This is a genomic window from Massilia terrae (genome assembly GCF_024753145.1).
Taxonomy (GTDB): Bacteria; Pseudomonadota; Gammaproteobacteria; order Burkholderiales; family Burkholderiaceae_D; genus Telluria; species Telluria terrae.
On the sequence record NZ_JANUGU010000002.1, the window covers coordinates 632,695 to 649,319 of the forward strand.

Genomic DNA, 16,625 nt, shown 5'->3' on the forward strand with positions numbered 1-16,625 from the left:
GCATGCGACTCGTCATCGATTTCCTCGACCATGAAACCGGCATCGAGCACGCCGCGCTGCGGCTGGCGCGCGAGCTGGCCGGCCAGGCCGGCGCGCACGAGGTGTGGATCGCCGGGCCGCTGGGCGCGCCCGCCATCGTCGAGAACCTGCGCCTGGCCTTCGGACGCGACCGCGTGCGCGCCTTCGACCTGCCGCGCACCGGCGAGTTGCGCATCCCCTTGCGCCATCACGCGCTGGCCGGCTTGCGGCCGGACGTGGTGCTGGCGTTCGCGAAGCTGCCCGGAGCCCATGCGCCCTACCCGCTGCTGGTGGCCGATGCGGCCACCGCAAGTGCCGGGGTGCTGTGGAACGAATTGGCCGCGACCGCGGCCGAAAAGCGCCTCCGGCCCGCGCACGAGCGCAAGCCGAAACTGGCTTACGTGTCGCCGCTGCCGCCCGAGAAATCCGGCATCGCCGACTACAGCGCCGAGCTGGTCCCCGAGCTGGCGCACTACTACGACATCGATCTGGTGATCGGCCAGGACACGGTCGAGGATGCGCGCCTGGACGGCTTTCCGCTGCGCGATGCCGACTGGCTGCGCACGCACGCGGGCAGCTACGACCGCGTGCTCTACCACTTCGGCAATTCGCACGCGCACAAGCATATGTTCGAGCTGCTGCGCGAGGTGCCGGGCGCGGTGGTGCTGCACGACTTCTTCCTGTCCGGCGTGCTGGACAACCTCGAACGCGAGGGCTACCTGCCGCAGGCCTTCCTCGGCGCGCTGTACGAATCGCACGGTTTCACCGGCCTCTCGGACCACCGCAAGCAAGGCCGCCATCCGTCGATCTGGAAGTACCCGCTCAACAAGGGTGTGCTCGATGCCGCCAGCGGCGTGATCGTGCACTCGGAATTCTCGAAGGAGCTGGCGCGCCAGTGGTACGGCGAGCACGCGGCCGACGACTGGCGCACCATTCCGCTCCTGCGCGGCAAGCCGGAAGGCGCAGCCGGGCCGGATGCGCGCCAGGCCGCCCGCGCGCGGCTCGGCTTCGGCGACGGCGACTTCGTGGTCTGCACCTTCGGCATGCTGGGCCGGACCAAGCTCAATGAAGAACTGCTCGACGCCTTCCTCGCATCGAGTCTCGCGCAGGACCCGCGCTGCCGGCTGGTGTTCGTCGGCGAGAACGAACCGGGCCTGTACGGCGCCGGCGTGGCGAAAAAGATCGCCGACAGCGCCGCAGCGGGCCGCATCCGCATCACGGGCTTCGTCGACGCCGCCACCTATGCCGATCACCTGGCCGCCTGCGACACGGCGGTGCAGCTGCGCGCCTCGACGCGTGGCGAGACCTCGGCCTCAGTGCTGGACTGCCTGCTGTATGGCGTGCCGACCATCGTCAACGCGCACGGCTCGACCGCCTCGCTGCCGGACCAACTGCTGCTCAAGCTGCCCGACCAGTTCGCGGTGGCGGAGCTGGCGCGCGCGCTCGAACAGCTGCGTGGCGACGCCGAATTGCGCACCCGCCTGTCGCGCAGCGCCAGCGCGCACATGGAAGCCGAGCACACGCCGCGCCACGTGGGCGCGCTGTACCGCGACGCCATCGAGCACTTCGCACTCGACAGCGACGACGCCCATTACCGCGCCGTGATCAAGGCCGCGGCGCCGCAATGCCGCCCGTCCGGCCTGCCGGCGCTTGCCGCGCGCATCGCCTTCAACAAGCCGCCGGCGCCACCGCGCCAGCTGCTGGTGGACGTCTCGGCGATGGTGCAGTCGGACCTCAAGACCGGCATCCAGCGCGTGGTGCGCAGCATCCTGCTGGCGCTGATCGCGGACCCGCCGCCCGGTTACCGGGTCGAGCCGGTGTTCTCGACCGGTTCCAACCGCAGCTACCAGTACGCCCGCAACTGGGCGCTGGGCATGATCGGCGAGACCGGCATCGCGCTGGAGGATGCGCCGGCCGACCTGCGCCCCGGCGACATCTTCTTCGGCCTGGACCTGTTCACCAACGGCACCAGCCAGAACGAGGAACTGCTGCAGGCGATGCGCGCGCGCGGCGTTCACATCTACTTCTGCGTGTTCGACCTGCTGCCGATGCTGCGCCCGGACGTGTTCCCGTTCGGGACCGAGCAGTACTTCGGCGACTTCCTGCGCACCGTGCACAAGGTGTCCGACGGCGTGGTGTGCATCTCGCGCGCGGTGGCGGATGAACTGGCGGGCTGGGTCGAGAAAGAGAAGCTGGAACGCCCGGCCCCGCTGGATCTCGGCTGGTTCCACCTCGGCGCCGACATCGACGCCAGCGCGCCCTCCTCCGGCCTGCCGCCGGAAGCCGGCAAGATCTTCGCCGCGCTGCGCGAACGCCCGAGCTTCCTGATGGTGGGCACGGTAGAACCGCGCAAGGGCCACACGCAGGCGATGGCCGCGTTCGAGCTGCTGTGGGAGCGCGGCGTCGACGTCAACCTCGTCATCGTCGGCAAGCAGGGCTGGATGGTCGACCAGCTGGCCGCGCACATGCAGAATCATCCGGAGAAAGGCAAGCGCCTGTTCTGGCTGGCCGGGATCTCGGACGAGATGCTGCTCAAGCTGTACGCCAAGTCCAGCTGCCTGCTGGCGCCGTCGGAAGGCGAAGGCTTCGGCCTGCCGCTGATCGAGGCGGCGCAGCACGACATTCCTATCCTGGCGCGCAATCTGCCGGTATTCCAGGAGGTAGCGGGCGAACACGCCTACTACTTCGAGGGCCTGGCCCCGGCCGATCTGGCAGACGCGGTGAGCGCATGGCTGGCGCTGCACAAGGAAGGCAAGGCGCCGCCATCTTCCGGCCTGCCGTGGATGACCTGGGACCACAGCGCGCGGCAGGTGATGTCCGCGCTGATCGGCCAGCAATGGTACAGGAGCGTCTGAACGATGAAACATGAAGCACAAGTGACGCTGCAATCGCCCCCGGCGCAATCGAGCCGCCGCAATGCGTGGCACTTTGCCGCCGTGCTGGCGGCCGTGCTGATCGCATTCTGCGCGCTCAGGCCGCCCAAGCACTACGGCGACATCCTCGAATACATGCTGACCACCGTCGCACTGGCCAACCATGCCACGCCCGACATCCGACCCGGCGACGTGGCCGACACCGCCGCGCTGGTGCCGGGCTTCGCGTCGGCGCTGCGCGTGACCGCCGAAGGCATGCGCGACGGCGCGCTCTATCCCCTCTCGGGCCTGGTGCGCACGGACCACGGCATCTTCGCGATCCATTTCTTCGCCTACCCGGCGCTGGCGGCGCTGCCGTTCAAGGCGCTCCAGGCGGTCGGCGCCGATCCGTTCAGGTGCTTCCAGCTGGTGAACAGCGCGGCGCTGTTCATCCTCGGCATGTCGCTGTGGCGCCTGTTCGGGAGCGGACGCCGCGCCGGACTGTTCATGCTGTGCTACCTGCTGTGCGGCGGCCTGCTGTACTGGCAGTGGAGCAGCCCCGAAACCATGAGCGCAGCCGGACTGCTGGCCGGCCTGATCTTGTATACCACTGGCGCCCCGATCGTGGGCGGCCTGCTGGCCGGCCTTGGGGCCATGCAGAATCCGCCGATCATCGCGTTCTGCCTGTTCGCGCCGCTGCTGCGCCTCAGTCTCGACTGGCGCAGGGACGGCCTGCGCAGCCTGTTCGGCTGGCGCGAGATCGGCGGCGTCGTGCTGTGCGGCGCACTGGCCGTTACGCCCGCCGTGTTCGACCTGGTCGTGTTCGGCACGCCCAGCATCATCGGAAAGCTGGCCACCGATCCGCGCCTGGTCACCGGCCGCCGCCTTGTGTCCTTTTTCTTCGACCTGAACCAGGGCGTCATGGTGGGCATGCCGGCCGTCGCGGCGGCGCTCCTCCTGTGGGGCAAGCGCAGCCCGGCCGCATGGCGCGTCACGCTGGCCGCCGTTGCGTTCGCGGTCGCGATGGCCCTGCCCGCCTTGGTGGCGACCAACTGGAACTCCGGCGCCGACGGCATCATGCGCTACGCCCTGTGGACATCGATGCCGCTGCTGTTCGCGTTCGCGTGGCGGGCACGCCTCGCGCCGCGCTGGCCGGTCGCCCTGCTGGCGGCCGTGATGCTGGCGCAGCTCGCGGCAACGCTGCATATCCGCCGCTACAACTACCTCGAATTCAGTCCGCTGGCGAAGGCCGCGATGACGATTGCGCCGGGCTGGATCAATCCGGAGCCGGAGATTTTCTTCGAGCGCGTCATGCACAAGGATGGCGTCAACGACCGCGACCGGATCTATGCGTGGCCAAGCGCCGCCAGGCCGTCCAAGCTGCTGTACCAGGCCGACAGCCGTACCGCGCTGGCAAGCTTGTGCGGCCCAGATGCGGCGCCGGCGGCCGGCTATCACGAAGTGGATGCCGGATTCGGCTGGCGATACATCAACGGCGACATTGCCTGCGCACCGAATTCGACTGCGCCCGGCAAGCCCGGCCTCGTCCTGGACGCTGGCTGGAGCAAGCTCGAACACGGCGGCGGAAACTGGAACGGCGCCTGGTCCGACGGTCCGCGCGCGCGGCTGTCGGTGCGCATCGAGCCGCGCTACCGGCCCACGCACATCGTCCTGAACGGCCAATACGCCGCAGGCAGTCGCACCCGCGTGACGATCGACGGCGCGGATCTCGGCTGGCTGCCGCTCGACAAACATCCGGAACTGGCGGTGCCGCCGCGTTCCGGCGGCGCAGACACGCTCGCCGTCGAGCTGCAGTTCGATACCACCACCGCACCGGCCGCCGGCGACGCCGACCAGCGTCACCTCGGCTTCTTCCTGCATGAGGTAACGATGCGATGACCGAACACACCATGCACCAAGAACAAAACATCGCCGCCGCGCTGCCGCTGGTCGTCGACCTCGACGGCACCCTGATCCGCTCCGACCTGCTGTGGGAGACGCTGGCCCAATTCCTGCGCAAGCACGTGCTGCGCGCCTGGCTGCTGCCGTTCTGGCTCTTCCTCGGCAAGGCCGGCTTCAAGGAGCGCGTCGCGCGCGAAGTCGAGATCGACCCGGCCGCCCTGCCCTACGATGCGCAGGTGCTGGAACTGGTGCGGCGCGAGCGCGAAGCCGGCCGTAGCATCGTGCTCGCCACCGGGGCCCAGCGCCGCCTGGCCGAACAGGTGGCGGAACACACCGGGCTGTTCGACATGGTGCTGGCCACCGAGGACGTCAACCTGACCTCGCACAACAAGGCCGAGCGCCTGGTCGCGCTGTACGGCGAGCGTGGCTACGACTACATCGGCAACGCTCGCGCCGACCTGCCGGTGTGGCTGCGCAGCCGCCATGCCTTCTGCGTGGCCGGGAAGTGCTTCACGCTGCGCGATGGCCGCAGCACCACGCACGCCGGCCGTCCGCACGCCAGCGTCGCCGCCGCCCTGCTCAAGGCGATGCGCCCGCGCCAGTGGCTCAAGAACGTGCTGGTGTTCGTACCGATGCTGGCCGGGCACGCGCTGCGCATCGACGTGCTGCTGGAATCGGCGCTGGCCTTCGCCGCCTTCTGTGCCTGCGCCTCCAGCGCCTACCTGCTCAACGATACGCTGGACGCGCAGGACGACCGCCTGCACCGCACCAAGCACAAACGCCCGATCGCAAGCGGCGCCCTGCCGCTGCCGGTCGCGCTGTTTGCCAGCCCGCTGCTCGCGCTGGCCGGGCTGGCCGCCTGCGCCGCCGTCAAGCCACTCCTGCTGCTGCCGCTCGGCGTCTACTACGTCACCACGCTGGCCTACTCGCTGGTGCTCAAGCGGCTGGTGATGATCGACATCGTGACGCTGGCGATCCTGTACAGCCTGCGCGTGCTGGGCGGCAGCGCGGCGACCGCCATCGAGCCGTCGTTCTGGCTGCTCGCGTTCTCCTTCTTCCTGTTCCTGAGCCTGGCCCTGCTCAAGCGCCACAGCGAACTGTTCAACCTGCACCGCGACGGCAAGGAAAAGACGCGCGGGCGTGGCTACACGACGGCGGACCGGATCCCGGTCGGCATCATGGGCGTCAACGCGGCCTTCATCTCGGTGCTGGTGTTCCTCCTGTACTTCAACTCGCACAACGTGGTGCAGCTGTACCGCCATCCCGACTGGCTGCTGGGGATCGTGCCGCTGATGGTGTTCTGGCTCGGCCGGCTGTGGGTGCTCGGATTCCGCGGCCAGGTGAACGAGGACCCGGTGCTGTACGTGAGCCACGACAAGGCCAGCCTGGTGGTGCTGGTGCTGTGCGCCGCGCTGGCGGCGGCCGCCGCGTGACCAGCGGGCGGGTCGACCGCTGGCTGGCCGGCTGGCGCTTCCCGCTGGCGCTGGCGCTGCTGCTGGCGGCGCTGATCGCGTGGAAGCCGGTCAGCCTGTCCGGCGACCGCCTCGAATACACGCTCGACACCCTGGCCATCGCTACCCACGGCACGCCCGACATCACGCTCGACGACATCGCGCGCGCCAGGCAGCTGGCGCCCAGCCTTGCCGGCGGCTACGAGCTGCTGGAAACCGACATGCTGGCCAACAGGCCGAAAGTGTTCCCCGCCTTTATCCGCGGCGCCAACGGCAAGGTGTATCCGATCCATTTCTTCGGCTACCCGATGATGGCCGCCCTGCCCTTCGCCATGCTGCAGCGCGCGGGACTGCCGCCGTTCAAGGCCTTCCAGGTCGTCAATCTCGCCTTCGTGTTCGTGCTGGGCCTGGCGCTGCGGCACTTCTTCGGATCCGGCGCCAGGGCGCTGGCCGGCGTGACGCTGTTCATGCTGTGCGGCGGCTGGCTGTACTGGACCTGGAGCAGCCCGGAATGCGTGGGCGCGGCCGCGCTCCTGTCCGGCCTGCTGCTGTTCTGCAGCGGCGCCCCGGTCGCCGGCGCACTGCTGGCGGGCCTGGCCGCGCAGCAAAATCCGACCATCGTATTCTTCTTCGTGTTCGCGCCGCTGATGGCGGTCGCGGCCGGGTCGCGGCTCACCCGCCGCCATTTCCTTGGACTGGCGGCAGGCATCGCCGTGGCCGCCATCCCGCCGCTGTTCAACCTGGTTCAGTTCGGCGCACTGAACCCGATCGCCCAATTGTTCTCCGATTCCAGGCTCATCGGCATCGTGCGGCTGCAGTCCTTCTACTTCGACCTGAACCAGGGCATGATTCTCGGCATCCCGGCCGTGCTGGCGGCGCTGCTCTTCTCCCTACGCCAGCGCGCAGCGGCAGCGGTGGCGGCGCTGTGCCTGCTGTTCACGCTGGCCCTGGCCCTGCCCGCGCTGGCCGTGCTGAACTGGAACTCGGCGGCGGCCGGCATCATGCGCTACGCGTTCTGGGCCGCGATGCCTGTCCTGTTCGCCTTCCTGCTGCTCCTGCGCCAGCTTGGCCGCTGGCCGCTGCCGATGGCGGCCGCAGTGGTGCTAGTGCAGGCCGGCGCGATGGCGCACGCCTCCAGCTACGAGTACATCGAATTCAGCCCGCTCGCGCGCTGGGTGCTCGACCACGCAGCGGCCAGCTACCATCCGGAACCGGAAATCTTTGCCGAGCGCGCCGGCCACAACGACAACTACATCGAGCCGGAGCAGGTGTACATGCTGCGCGATGCCGCCGGCCGGCCGCTCAAAGCGCTGCTAAACACCGGCAATCCGAACGCGGGACAACAGCTGTGCGGACCCGGCATGAATCTGGCCGGCAGCACCATCGTCCCCAGCGAGCGCGGCTGGGCCTATGTTGAGGCACCGCTGCCTTGCGTGCGCTGAGGTTTGGACATGCACAAACTCATCGGCTAACATCCCACCTTGCTCTTCCATTCAAGCCCTATGCACGCACCCGATCAGATCGCTGTCGTCATTCCGAGCTACAAGGTCACGCGCCACATCCTGGATGTGATCGCGGGCATCGGCGCGGAAGTCAGCCACATCTACGTGGTCGACGACTGCTGCCCGGACAAATCGGGCGCCCATGTGCGCGCGCACTGCGGCGACCCGCGCGTGCGGGTAATCGAGCATGAGAAGAACCAGGGCGTGGGCGGCGCCGTGCTCACCGGCTACCGCGCCGCGATGGACGACGGCGCCCGCATCATCGTCAAGATCGATGGCGACGGGCAGATGAACACTGCCCTCATCCCCGGCTTCATCGCGCCGATCCTGGCCGGCGAGGCCGACTACACCAAGGGCAACCGCTTCTTCAACCTGGAACGCATCCGCGCGATGCCGCCGATGCGCCTGTTCGGCAACGCCATGCTGTCCTTCATGACCAAGCTGTCGTCCGGCTACTGGGACGTGTTCGACCCGACCAATGGCTACACCGCCATCCACGCCGACGCCGCGCGCTTCCTGCCCTTCGACAAAATCAGCCGCCGCTATTTCTTCGAGAGCGACATGCTGTTCCGCCTGAACACGCTGGGCGCGGTGGTGGTGGACGTGCCGATGGATGCGGTCTACGCCGACGAGGTGAGCAACCTGAAGATTTCGAAGGTGGTCACCGAGTTCGCGGCCAAGCACCTGCGCAATTTTTTCAAGCGCCTGTTCTACAACTACTACCTGCGCAATATGTCGCTGGCCTCGATCGAGCTGCCGCTGGGCGTGCTGTTGCTGCTGTTCGGCATCGTCTACGGCGCCACGCACTGGATCGAATCGGCGCGCCACGGCGTGGCCACGCCGGCCGGCACCGTGATGGTGGCGGCGCTGCCGCTGATCATGGGCGTGCAACTGGTGCTGGCCTTCCTCGCCTACGACATCGCGGCGGTGCCGCGGCGTCCGCTGCACCGCAAGATTTCCTTCTCCAAGCGCCATGCGTAGACTGCTCGCCCACCGGCGCCAGTTCGCCGTGTTCGTCGCCGGCGGTGTGCTGAGCGCGCTGGTCGACATCGGCCTGATGCAATTGCTGATTGCCGGCGGCGCCCACTACGCCGGCGCCGCAACGGCCGGCTTCGGCGCCGGCCTGCTGGTCAATTACGCCTTCCACAGCCGGATCACCTTCGAGACGGAGGCGTCCCCGGTCAATTTCGTGCGCTACATGTGCCTGGTGGGCATGAACTACGGCTTGACCCTGTGCTGCGTCGCCCTCGCCGTGCAACTGGGCGCCGCGCCCCTGCTCGGCAAGATCGTGTCGCTGCCCCTGGTTGCCCTCAACGGTTTTGCGCTCGGCAAATTCTGGATCTTCAAATGATGCGTTTCGCTCCTTCTCGCGTGGACCGCGACGGCGCCGCCATCTCGTCCCGCCTCGCGCCGGCCATCGTAGTGGCCACGATGCTGCTGGTGGGCTGGTACCTGCTGGCGCGTAACCTCGGCCTGAATCCGGTGCTGTTCGCCGACGAGTGGTACTACAGCAAGATGTCACGCCTGCAGCCGCTGGCCGATTCGGTGCTGCCGTCCTGGCTTTACCTGTGGATCTTCCGCGCCACCAATGCCTGCGGCGACGGCTTCCTCGACTGCGTCCGCATCGGCAACGTCGGCTTCTGGATTGGCGCCGCACCCTTCCTGTACGCGATCACACGCCGGGTGGCCGGCCGCGTCTGGTCCTGCGTGGTACTTGCGCTGTCGCTGATGGCGCCGCTCAATTTATACACGGCGATGTTCATGCCGGAGTCGACCTACTACTTCGGCTTCTGCGTGCTGAGCTGGCTCGCGCTGAACCGCAGCGCCTGGAACCGCGCGGCGCATGGTCTGGCGCTGGGCATCGTGCTCGGCCTGATGAGCCTGGTGAAGGTGCACGCGCTGTTCCTGGTGCCGGCGCTGCTGCTCTACCTTTGCTGGCTGGCATACGTGCAAGGCGGCGCGCACTGGCTGCGCGATGCGCTGCTGTCCTGCGTACTGGCGGTGGGCGCCACCTTCGGCGTCAAATTCGGCCTCGCCTGGGTGTTTGCGGGCAAGGCCGGGCTCACCCTGTTCGGCACGTTCTATGGCGGAACGGCCGGCCAGGACCACTCGCTGGCGGCGCTGCTCGGCCCCGCGCTCGTCAATGCGCGCGGCCATCTGGAAGTGCTCGCGCTGCTGTTCGGGCTGCCGCTGGCCATCATCCTGTCCACCCTGCCGAGCCGCGCGGCGCGCGAAGCGGCCGGCGCCGCCGTCACGCGGCTGCAGCTGTACAGCCTGCTGATGCTGGGCGCCGCCCTCGGCATGACGGTGATGTACACCGCCTCGATCGCGCATTTCGGGCCGCTCGAAATGATCCGCCTGCACGTGCGCTATTACTCCTTCGTATTCCCGCTGCTGCTCGCGGTGGCTGCGGCGGCCGCGGGCCAGGCGCAGCGCGGCGGGCCGAGGGCCTTGCGGGGCACGGTGGCGCTGCTCGTCGCGGCCATCGTCGTGGTCGGCTACTTCAACCTGCCGCAGTATTCGCTCAGCATGGTGGACGGCCCGGAAATCGCCGGCTTGCCGCCGGACCAGCTGGCCGGACAGATCCTGGCCGCGGCCGGGCTGGTGCTGCTCGCGCTGTGGGGATTCGGCCCCAGCCTTGCCGCTCCCCTGTTCCTGCTGGCGGCCATGCCCTGGTTCCTGTTCAATGGCTACCAGTCCAACCGCGACTATCTGGCGCAGCTGATCCCGTCCTGGTCCGCCGACCGCGGCGGCCGCGCCGCGCACCGTATCGTGCCGCCGGCGGAGCGCAAGCTGCTGACGGTGGCCGCCATCGACGACCAGGAAATCATGCGCACCCAGTTCCACGTCGACGACAAGGACAGCACCTCGGTGCAGGTGCAGAAGGACCAGCCGGTGCAGCCCTACCAGATCCCGCCGCGCGGCAAATGGTTCCTGGTCATCGGCCACCATCCGCTGCCGCCGGGCCACACGCCGGTGGAAGCGACCGCCGACTACGCCTTGTACAAGCTGTCCGCGCAGCGCAAGGTGCTGGCGCGCGTCCTGCTGGCCGAGCCGCTCGGCAAGGGCGCGATCGCATCCGCCGAGGGCCTGTCCTACATCGAGCACTGGGGCCGCTGGTCCTACGGCAAGCAGGTGGTGCTGCACCTGGCCGAGCCATTGCCGCCGCACGCCTTCCTGATCCTCAAGGGCATGTCCTACGGCGACAATGCCACCCAGCCGTTCACGCTGCACGTGGGCGCGCTCACCACGCAATTCATCATGGGACCGAGCATGCAGGAAATCGGCCTGTGGCTCGATACCGATGGCCAGCAGCGCACCCTGGTCATCGACGTGCCGCATCCGGTCGCGCCATCGGCGCCGGGCGTGCCGGGCGACCACCGCCTGCTCGGCATCGCGCTGGCCGAAATCGAAATCGCCACCGACGCCCGCTGACACCGGCGCGCGTTCGGTGCGCGCGCGAACGGTGGCGCCGCAACCGCGCCGCTAGGCTGTAGCCTCTGATCGACAGCGCGAGGTGGAGCCGATGGTAATGGGCGCGGAGAAGGAAGAGAACCTGAGCAAGCCGCTGGACGACAGCGCCGGCGGCCAGAGCAGCGGCGTGCCCGCGTCAGGTGAACTGGACGGCAATTCCTTCAACCCGCTCGGCAACCCCGGCATGCAGCACTGGCAGGCCAGCTTCATCGACGAGGCAGGCCTGAACGAGCGCGGCAACATCTTCTTCGCCGCGGTCGAGATGACGCGCATGCCGATGGTCGTCACCGATCCCAACCAGCACGACAACCCGATCGTGTTCACCAACCGCGCCTTCCTCGACCTGACCGGCTACCGCGAGGACCAGCTGATCGGCCGCAACTGCCGCATGCTGCAGGGACCGGACACGGACCGTCGCGCGATCGACGAAGTGCGCAAGGCGGTCGAGGAGCAGCGCGCGGTCGCGGTTGACGTGCTGAACTACAAGGCTGACGGGCGGCCGTTCTGGAATGCCCTGTTCATCGGCCCGATCTTCGACCAGAACGGCAAGCTGCTCTATTTTTTTGCCTCGCAAATGGACATCACGGAGCGCCACGTGTCGCAGGCGTCGATGATGCAGGCGCAGAAGATGGAAGCGATCGGCCAGCTGACGGCGGGCATGGCCCACGACTTCAACAACCTGCTCCAGGTCATCAGCGGCAACCTGGAGCTGACGATGAAGTCGATCTCCGGCGAACATGCGGCAATCGCGCCGATCCTGCGCGCACAGCAGGCGTGCACCCGGGCCGCCAAACTGACCGAGCAATTGCTGACCTTCGCGCGCAAGCAAAGGCTGGAGCCGCGCCGCATCAACCTGAACACGCTGGTGGTGGAATTTTCCGAGCTGCTGGTCAAGACGCTGGGCGACAGGGTCGAATTGCGCCTCGACCTGCATCCCGGACTGCCCCCGTGCAGGCTCGACCCGACCCACCTCGAAATGGCCTTGCTCAATGTGCTGATCAACGCGCGCGACGCGATGGACGATGGCGGCGAAGTGACGGTGTCGACGGCGGAACTGGCGAAGACGGAAGATGTTGAGGCGCACGCGCTGCCGCCGGGCCAATACGTGCAGGTCTGCGTGAGCGATACCGGGCACGGCATGCCGCCCGAGGTGCTGCGTCGCGCCACCGAACCGTTCTTCACGACGAAAGGACCGGGCACGGGGCTGGGCCTGGCGATGGTGCATGGCTTCGTGCAGCAATCGAGCGGCAAGCTGGAGATCGACAGCACGCCGGGCCAGGGCACGCAGGTACGGTTGATCTTTCCGGTTGCAAGCCCGGACGCCGACGCCGGACAGCCGGAGCCGCCGGAGCAGTCCGCTTCGGACGGCGAGCAGCACTGCATCCTGGTGGTCGAGGACAATGAGGATGTGCGCGACCTGGCGGTGAAAGTGCTCGGGCTGTCGGGCTTCAGGGTGCTGGGCGCGGCCAGCGGCGAAAGCGCGCTGGCGATGCTGGAGCAGCATCCGGACGTGGACCTGCTGTTCACCGACGTCATCATGCCGGGCGGGATGAACGGGCTGCAGCTGGCGGAACGGGTGAGGAAACAGCGGCCGGGCTTGCCGGTGCTGTTGACCACGGGCTACATGGACGAGCTGCCGGCCAAGGACAGGCCGGGCGAACGGCTGGATGTGCTGGCGAAGCCGTACAAGCACTCGGACTTGCTGGGGCGGATCAGGCAGGCGCTAGGACAGAGGGCCTGAGGACACCACCCATCTTTGACACCGTCGTCCCGGCGAAGGCCGGGACCCATAGACCCCGTGCGTCGTCGACATGACGCGCCGCAGGCCAGTTGGCTCAGCATGGATCCCGGCCTTCGCCGGGATGACGTGCTGAAATTAGTGGGATGAGTTCGATTTGTGCGAACGCTGAGGAACTTACTGCTTCGGCAACCCACCCAGCAACGCCGCCACCTTGGGTTTCGGCTTCGACGCCCCTCCGGTCGCCACGGTATTGACGGCTTCCTTGCGCGGCGCCACCGACGGCTCGTAGGGCTTGAGGAACCACGGATCCACCTTCTCCCGGCGCGGCGGCGGGCTCGACGGACGCGGCGAACGCTCCGGCCGCGCCTCGCTCTCGCCGCTGCGGCGTGCCGGACGCTCCCGGCCGAAGCCGCGCGACGACGGCGCGAAGCCGGCCAGTTCGGCACGGGTGACGGTCTGCTTGATCAGCTTTTCGATGTCGGCCAGCAGGCGCTCGTCCTTGTCCGAAAACACCGAAATCGCATCGCCCGACGCACCCGCGCGGCCCGTGCGGCCAATGCGGTGAACGTAGTCCTCGGCGTTGTACGGCAGGTCGTAGTTAATGACGCACGGCAGATCCGAAATGTCCAGGCCGCGCGCGGCGACGTCGGTCGCCACCAGCACCTCGATCTCGCCCTTCTTGAACGCGTCCAGCGCGGCCATGCGTTCCTGCTGGGTCTTGTCGCCGTGGATCGCGGAGGCCTTGATGCCGGCCTGCTCCAGCGAGCGCGACAGGCGCGAGGCGCCGATCTTGGTGTTCGAGAAAATGATCACCTGCTTGAGCTCGCGCGAGCGGATCAGGAATTCCACCACGTCGCGCTTCTGCTCTTCCGGCACCTTGTACACCACCTGGGTGACCTTGTCGGCGGTAGCGTTGCTGCGCGCCACTTCGATGGTGACCGGATCGGTGAGGAAACTGCCCGCCAGCTTTTTGATTTCCGGCGAGAAGGTGGCCGAGAACATCAGGTTCTGGCGCTTCTTCGGCAGCAGGTTGATGATGCGCTGCAGGTCGGGCAGGAAGCCCATGTCCAGCATGCGGTCGGCTTCGTCCATGACCAGCATCTGCACCTGGGCCAGGCTGATGTTCTTCTGTTCGACGTGGTCGAGCAGGCGGCCCGGGGTGGCGATGACGACTTCGACGCCGCGGCGCAGGGTTTCGGTCTGCGGCTTCATGTCCATGCCACCGAACACGACGGTGGAGCGCAGCGCGGTGTGCGCGGCGTAGGCCTTGACGTTGTCGGCCACCTGCACCGCCAGTTCGCGGGTCGGGGTCAGGATCAGGGCGCGCACCGGGTGGCGCGCCGGCGACATGCTGGTGCTGGCGTGCGCCAGCAGCAGCTGGATGATGGGCAGCGAGAAGCCGGCGGTCTTGCCGGTGCCGGTCTGGGCCGCGCCCATGACATCGCGCCCTTGCAGGACGATGGGGATGGCCTGGGCCTGGATCGGGGTCGGGTGGACATAGCCCTGGTCCGTGAGCGCGCGCAGGATTTCCGGTGCGAGGCCGAAATCGGCGAAGCGCACTTGCTCATTATTGTTCGGTGTATCAGACATATTGTTTTTCGGGCATTAAATCGATCTGCTCTACGGCCGCGCCTGGGCGGCGAGGCCTGTCAGGACGGGCCAACGCGGGGAATTCCGGGATGGACAGGGATGGGCCGCCGGCTGGACGGCGTGCGGACGTAGATGCACTTTTCAGCGCCCTAAACGATACCCTAAATCCTTGACAGTGTATATGGATTCGTGATTTGGCGCTTGGTTTGGCTCTGCGGTGAAAGCAAGGCGATCGTCGCAGCGTAAATACAGCAGAGCGCCGTCGTTCCCGGCACTGCCGGGAACGACTCCCGGCGAAGGCCGGGACCCATGCTGGGTTTGACGCCACGCGGCGTGGTTTTATCCACCACCTCTAAACCGTCGTCCCCGGGCAGGCGCGGACCCATGCTGAATTTGCAGGGCCGGGGCCAACTTTTCGATGACGCAAAGTATCTATGGGTCCCCGCCTGCGCGGGGACGACGTGCCAAAAGTGGTTTTTTTCAATCGGTTCAGTAAGCACGCGGTCTATGGGTCCCGGCCTGCGCCGGGACGACGTGCTAATTCATTGGCAAAAGGAAACGCCCAGCCTACAACTTCCAGCCCCGCGCCAGCGCCGCCCTTTCGCCCGCCTCATCCAGCGGCGCACCTGCAATTCGCTGGGTAATCTCGTCGTTGACGGTGCGCGGCATGCCGCCCGCCTGCGTGGTCTCGGCCAGCACCGCGATATGCCAGCGCTCGCCGGTCTTGCACGCCAGTCCGCCGGCGCCGCCCATCACGAAGCTGCGGCAATAGCTGCCGTCCTTCGCCAGGAAACTCTGGCCGATCAGCACATTGCCCTCGCTGCCCGACAGTTGCCGCGCCAGCGCCTGGGCCAGGTTGCCCTGCGCCACCAGCGCCCCGCCCTTCGGCTCGACCGCCGCCAGGCCGGATTCGCCCTGCATCAGGCTGTACGCGAACACGCCCTCGAAGGCGCCGATCGCCAGCGCCGCGGCCAGCACCGCCCACTGGCGCCATGACCAGCGCCGCTTGCCCGGCGGCGGCTGGGCCGCCTGCTGGCGCGCGGCGCGCACCGCGTCCAGCTGCACCACCTTGCCGTTGGTCGGCACGCGCGGCGGCGGCGCCGGATCGTCGTTGAGGATGGCGCCGTAGGTCTGGTAAGCGCGCGCCCGTACGGCCCGATGCCGCGCCACCCGCGCCGCGAGCGCCGGATCGGCCCGCATCGCCCGTTCCACCTCGGCGCGCAGCGGCTGGTCGAGCTGGCCGCGTGCGTACGCCATCAGTACTTCATCGGAATAATTCATGATCCGGTCCTCGCTCCGTCGGGCCCGGCGACGCGGTGCCATCGCTGGCGGCCTTGCGGCAAGCCGGTCCGACAGCTCATCTTAGCACCGGCGGAAGGTCCCATGCCGCCAGCCAGGCTAGCGTGTGCCCGGCGAGACGCGTGCACGCAACGCTTGCGTGCGGCGGCGCCGTTCACGAGGTGATCAGGCCATGTTCGTCCAGCACATCATGCAGCAGCTCCAGCCTGATCACCGGATTGTCGAGCATGAGCATGTTGTGCTTTTGCTGGTTCGGCAGCGGCAGCAGCTCGCACCAGCGGTTGGCCACCCAGCCGCAATCGTCCAGTTTGAACGGCGGCTGGATCGGCCAGCGGTGTTGGGGGACATCGTGCAGCGAGGCCAGCACGCGGTCCAGGGCGTCGGCGGCGCCGCGCAGGTCGGACGGGATGCGCACTTCGTGGTCGTCCTCGATCAGTTCGACCTCGCCCATCCACAAGCCGCTGGCGCGGCGCTCGGCCGACAGCACGTCGAAACGGGCGCCGCCGCGGCACACCACCTGCAGCAGGCCGGGCGCGGAGGCGGTGGTGTCGTGCACCGAGGCCAGCGTGCCGGAAGCGACAAAGCGCTCGTGCGCCTGCGCCGTGCGCACCTCGTGCCCGTGGGTGAGCAGGACCACGCCGAAGTCGGTGTCCTCGGTCAGGCAGCGGCTGATCATGTCGAGATAGCGCACCTCGAAAATCTGCAGCGGCAGCACGCCGTCTGGGAACAACACCGTACTGAGCGGGAACAGGGGAAGCGAAAACGTGGCCATGGCTTCATCATGACAGAATCGGGG

11 protein-coding genes are annotated in these 16,625 nt (G+C 67.9%); 8 read left to right on the forward strand and 3 right to left on the reverse strand.

Translation table 11 applies throughout. The features are described 5' to 3' along the window. Positions 1-2 precede the first annotated feature (2 nt). The 8 genes from NX778_RS10055 to NX778_RS10090 all read left to right on the forward strand — a co-directional run bounded on the left by NX778_RS10055 (position 3) and on the right by NX778_RS10090 (position 12,940). Entirely contained in the window at positions 3-2,873 is a 2,871-nt protein-coding gene (locus NX778_RS10055) for a glycosyltransferase (protein WP_258811588.1), read from the forward strand. A gap of 3 nt (positions 2,874-2,876) precedes the next feature. Continuing rightward, complete coding sequence (locus tag NX778_RS10060; protein WP_258811589.1) at positions 2,877-4,769, forward strand: hypothetical protein; 1,893 nt, start codon at positions 2,877-2,879, stop codon at positions 4,767-4,769. 11 nt (positions 4,770-4,780) lie between these two features. Continuing rightward, positions 4,781-6,205: a UbiA family prenyltransferase gene (locus tag NX778_RS10065; RefSeq protein WP_258811590.1), complete on the forward strand. Its 1,425-nt coding sequence runs from the start codon at positions 4,781-4,783 to the stop codon at positions 6,203-6,205. Further along, the gene (locus tag NX778_RS10070) at positions 6,175-7,665 is read left to right on the forward strand and encodes a hypothetical protein (protein ID WP_258811591.1); all 1,491 of its coding nucleotides are present in this window, start codon (positions 6,175-6,177) and stop codon (positions 7,663-7,665) included. Before NX778_RS10065 ends, NX778_RS10070 begins: the two co-directional genes overlap by 31 nt. 60 nt (positions 7,666-7,725) lie before the next feature. Continuing rightward, entirely contained in the window at positions 7,726-8,706 is a 981-nt protein-coding gene (locus tag NX778_RS10075; protein ID WP_258811592.1) for a glycosyltransferase family 2 protein, read from the forward strand. After that, on the forward strand, positions 8,699-9,076 hold the full coding sequence (locus NX778_RS10080; RefSeq protein ID WP_258811593.1) for a GtrA family protein: 378 nt from the start codon (positions 8,699-8,701) through the stop codon (positions 9,074-9,076). Before NX778_RS10075 ends, NX778_RS10080 begins: the two co-directional genes overlap by 8 nt. Further along, positions 9,073-11,160, forward strand: a complete 2,088-nt coding sequence (locus tag NX778_RS10085) for a DUF7024 domain-containing protein (RefSeq protein WP_258811594.1) — start codon at positions 9,073-9,075, stop codon at positions 11,158-11,160. The genes NX778_RS10080 and NX778_RS10085 overlap by 4 nt, the downstream gene beginning before the upstream one ends. A 97-nt stretch (positions 11,161-11,257) precedes the next feature. Further along, positions 11,258-12,940: a histidine kinase famiy protein gene (locus NX778_RS10090; protein ID WP_258811595.1), complete on the forward strand. Its 1,683-nt coding sequence runs from the start codon at positions 11,258-11,260 to the stop codon at positions 12,938-12,940. A 174-nt stretch (positions 12,941-13,114) separates the two neighbouring features. Here NX778_RS10090 and NX778_RS10095 read toward each other — a convergent pair whose 3' ends face one another. The 3 genes from NX778_RS10095 to NX778_RS10105 all read right to left on the reverse strand — a co-directional run bounded on the left by NX778_RS10095 (position 13,115) and on the right by NX778_RS10105 (position 16,601). Beyond that, entirely contained in the window at positions 13,115-14,530 is a 1,416-nt protein-coding gene (locus NX778_RS10095) for a DEAD/DEAH box helicase (RefSeq protein ID WP_258811596.1), read from the reverse strand. 567 nt (positions 14,531-15,097) lie between these two features. Beyond that, the gene (locus NX778_RS10100; protein WP_258811597.1) at positions 15,098-15,811 is read right to left on the reverse strand and encodes a hypothetical protein; all 714 of its coding nucleotides are present in this window, start codon (positions 15,809-15,811) and stop codon (positions 15,098-15,100) included. A gap of 172 nt (positions 15,812-15,983) precedes the next feature. Beyond that, positions 15,984-16,601 carry an LON peptidase substrate-binding domain-containing protein gene (locus NX778_RS10105; protein WP_258811598.1) on the reverse strand — a complete coding sequence of 206 codons (618 nt, stop codon included), beginning with the start codon at positions 16,599-16,601 and terminating at the stop codon, positions 15,984-15,986. Positions 16,602-16,625 lie beyond the last annotated feature (24 nt).

What these genes read in the sequence shown, in the direction of transcription:
- NX778_RS10055 (WP_258811588.1), top strand. Translation starts at nt 3, where the DNA reads ATGCGACTCGTCATCGATTTCCTCGACCATGAAACCGGCATCGAGCAC.
- NX778_RS10060 (WP_258811589.1), top strand. Translation starts at nt 2,877, where the DNA reads ATGAAACATGAAGCACAAGTGACGCTGCAATCGCCCCCGGCGCAATCG.
- NX778_RS10065 (WP_258811590.1), top strand. Translation starts at nt 4,781, where the DNA reads ATGCACCAAGAACAAAACATCGCCGCCGCGCTGCCGCTGGTCGTCGAC.
- NX778_RS10075 (WP_258811592.1), top strand. Translation starts at nt 7,726, where the DNA reads ATGCACGCACCCGATCAGATCGCTGTCGTCATTCCGAGCTACAAGGTC.
- NX778_RS10080 (WP_258811593.1), top strand. Translation starts at nt 8,699, where the DNA reads ATGCGTAGACTGCTCGCCCACCGGCGCCAGTTCGCCGTGTTCGTCGCC.
- NX778_RS10085 (WP_258811594.1), top strand. Translation starts at nt 9,073, where the DNA reads ATGATGCGTTTCGCTCCTTCTCGCGTGGACCGCGACGGCGCCGCCATC.
- NX778_RS10090 (WP_258811595.1), top strand. Translation starts at nt 11,258, where the DNA reads ATGGGCGCGGAGAAGGAAGAGAACCTGAGCAAGCCGCTGGACGACAGC.
- NX778_RS10095 (WP_258811596.1), bottom strand. Translation starts at nt 14,530, where the DNA reads ATGTCTGATACACCGAACAATAATGAGCAAGTGCGCTTCGCCGATTTC.
- NX778_RS10100 (WP_258811597.1), bottom strand. Translation starts at nt 15,811, where the DNA reads ATGAATTATTCCGATGAAGTACTGATGGCGTACGCACGCGGCCAGCTC.
- NX778_RS10105 (WP_258811598.1), bottom strand. Translation starts at nt 16,601, where the DNA reads ATGGCCACGTTTTCGCTTCCCCTGTTCCCGCTCAGTACGGTGTTGTTC.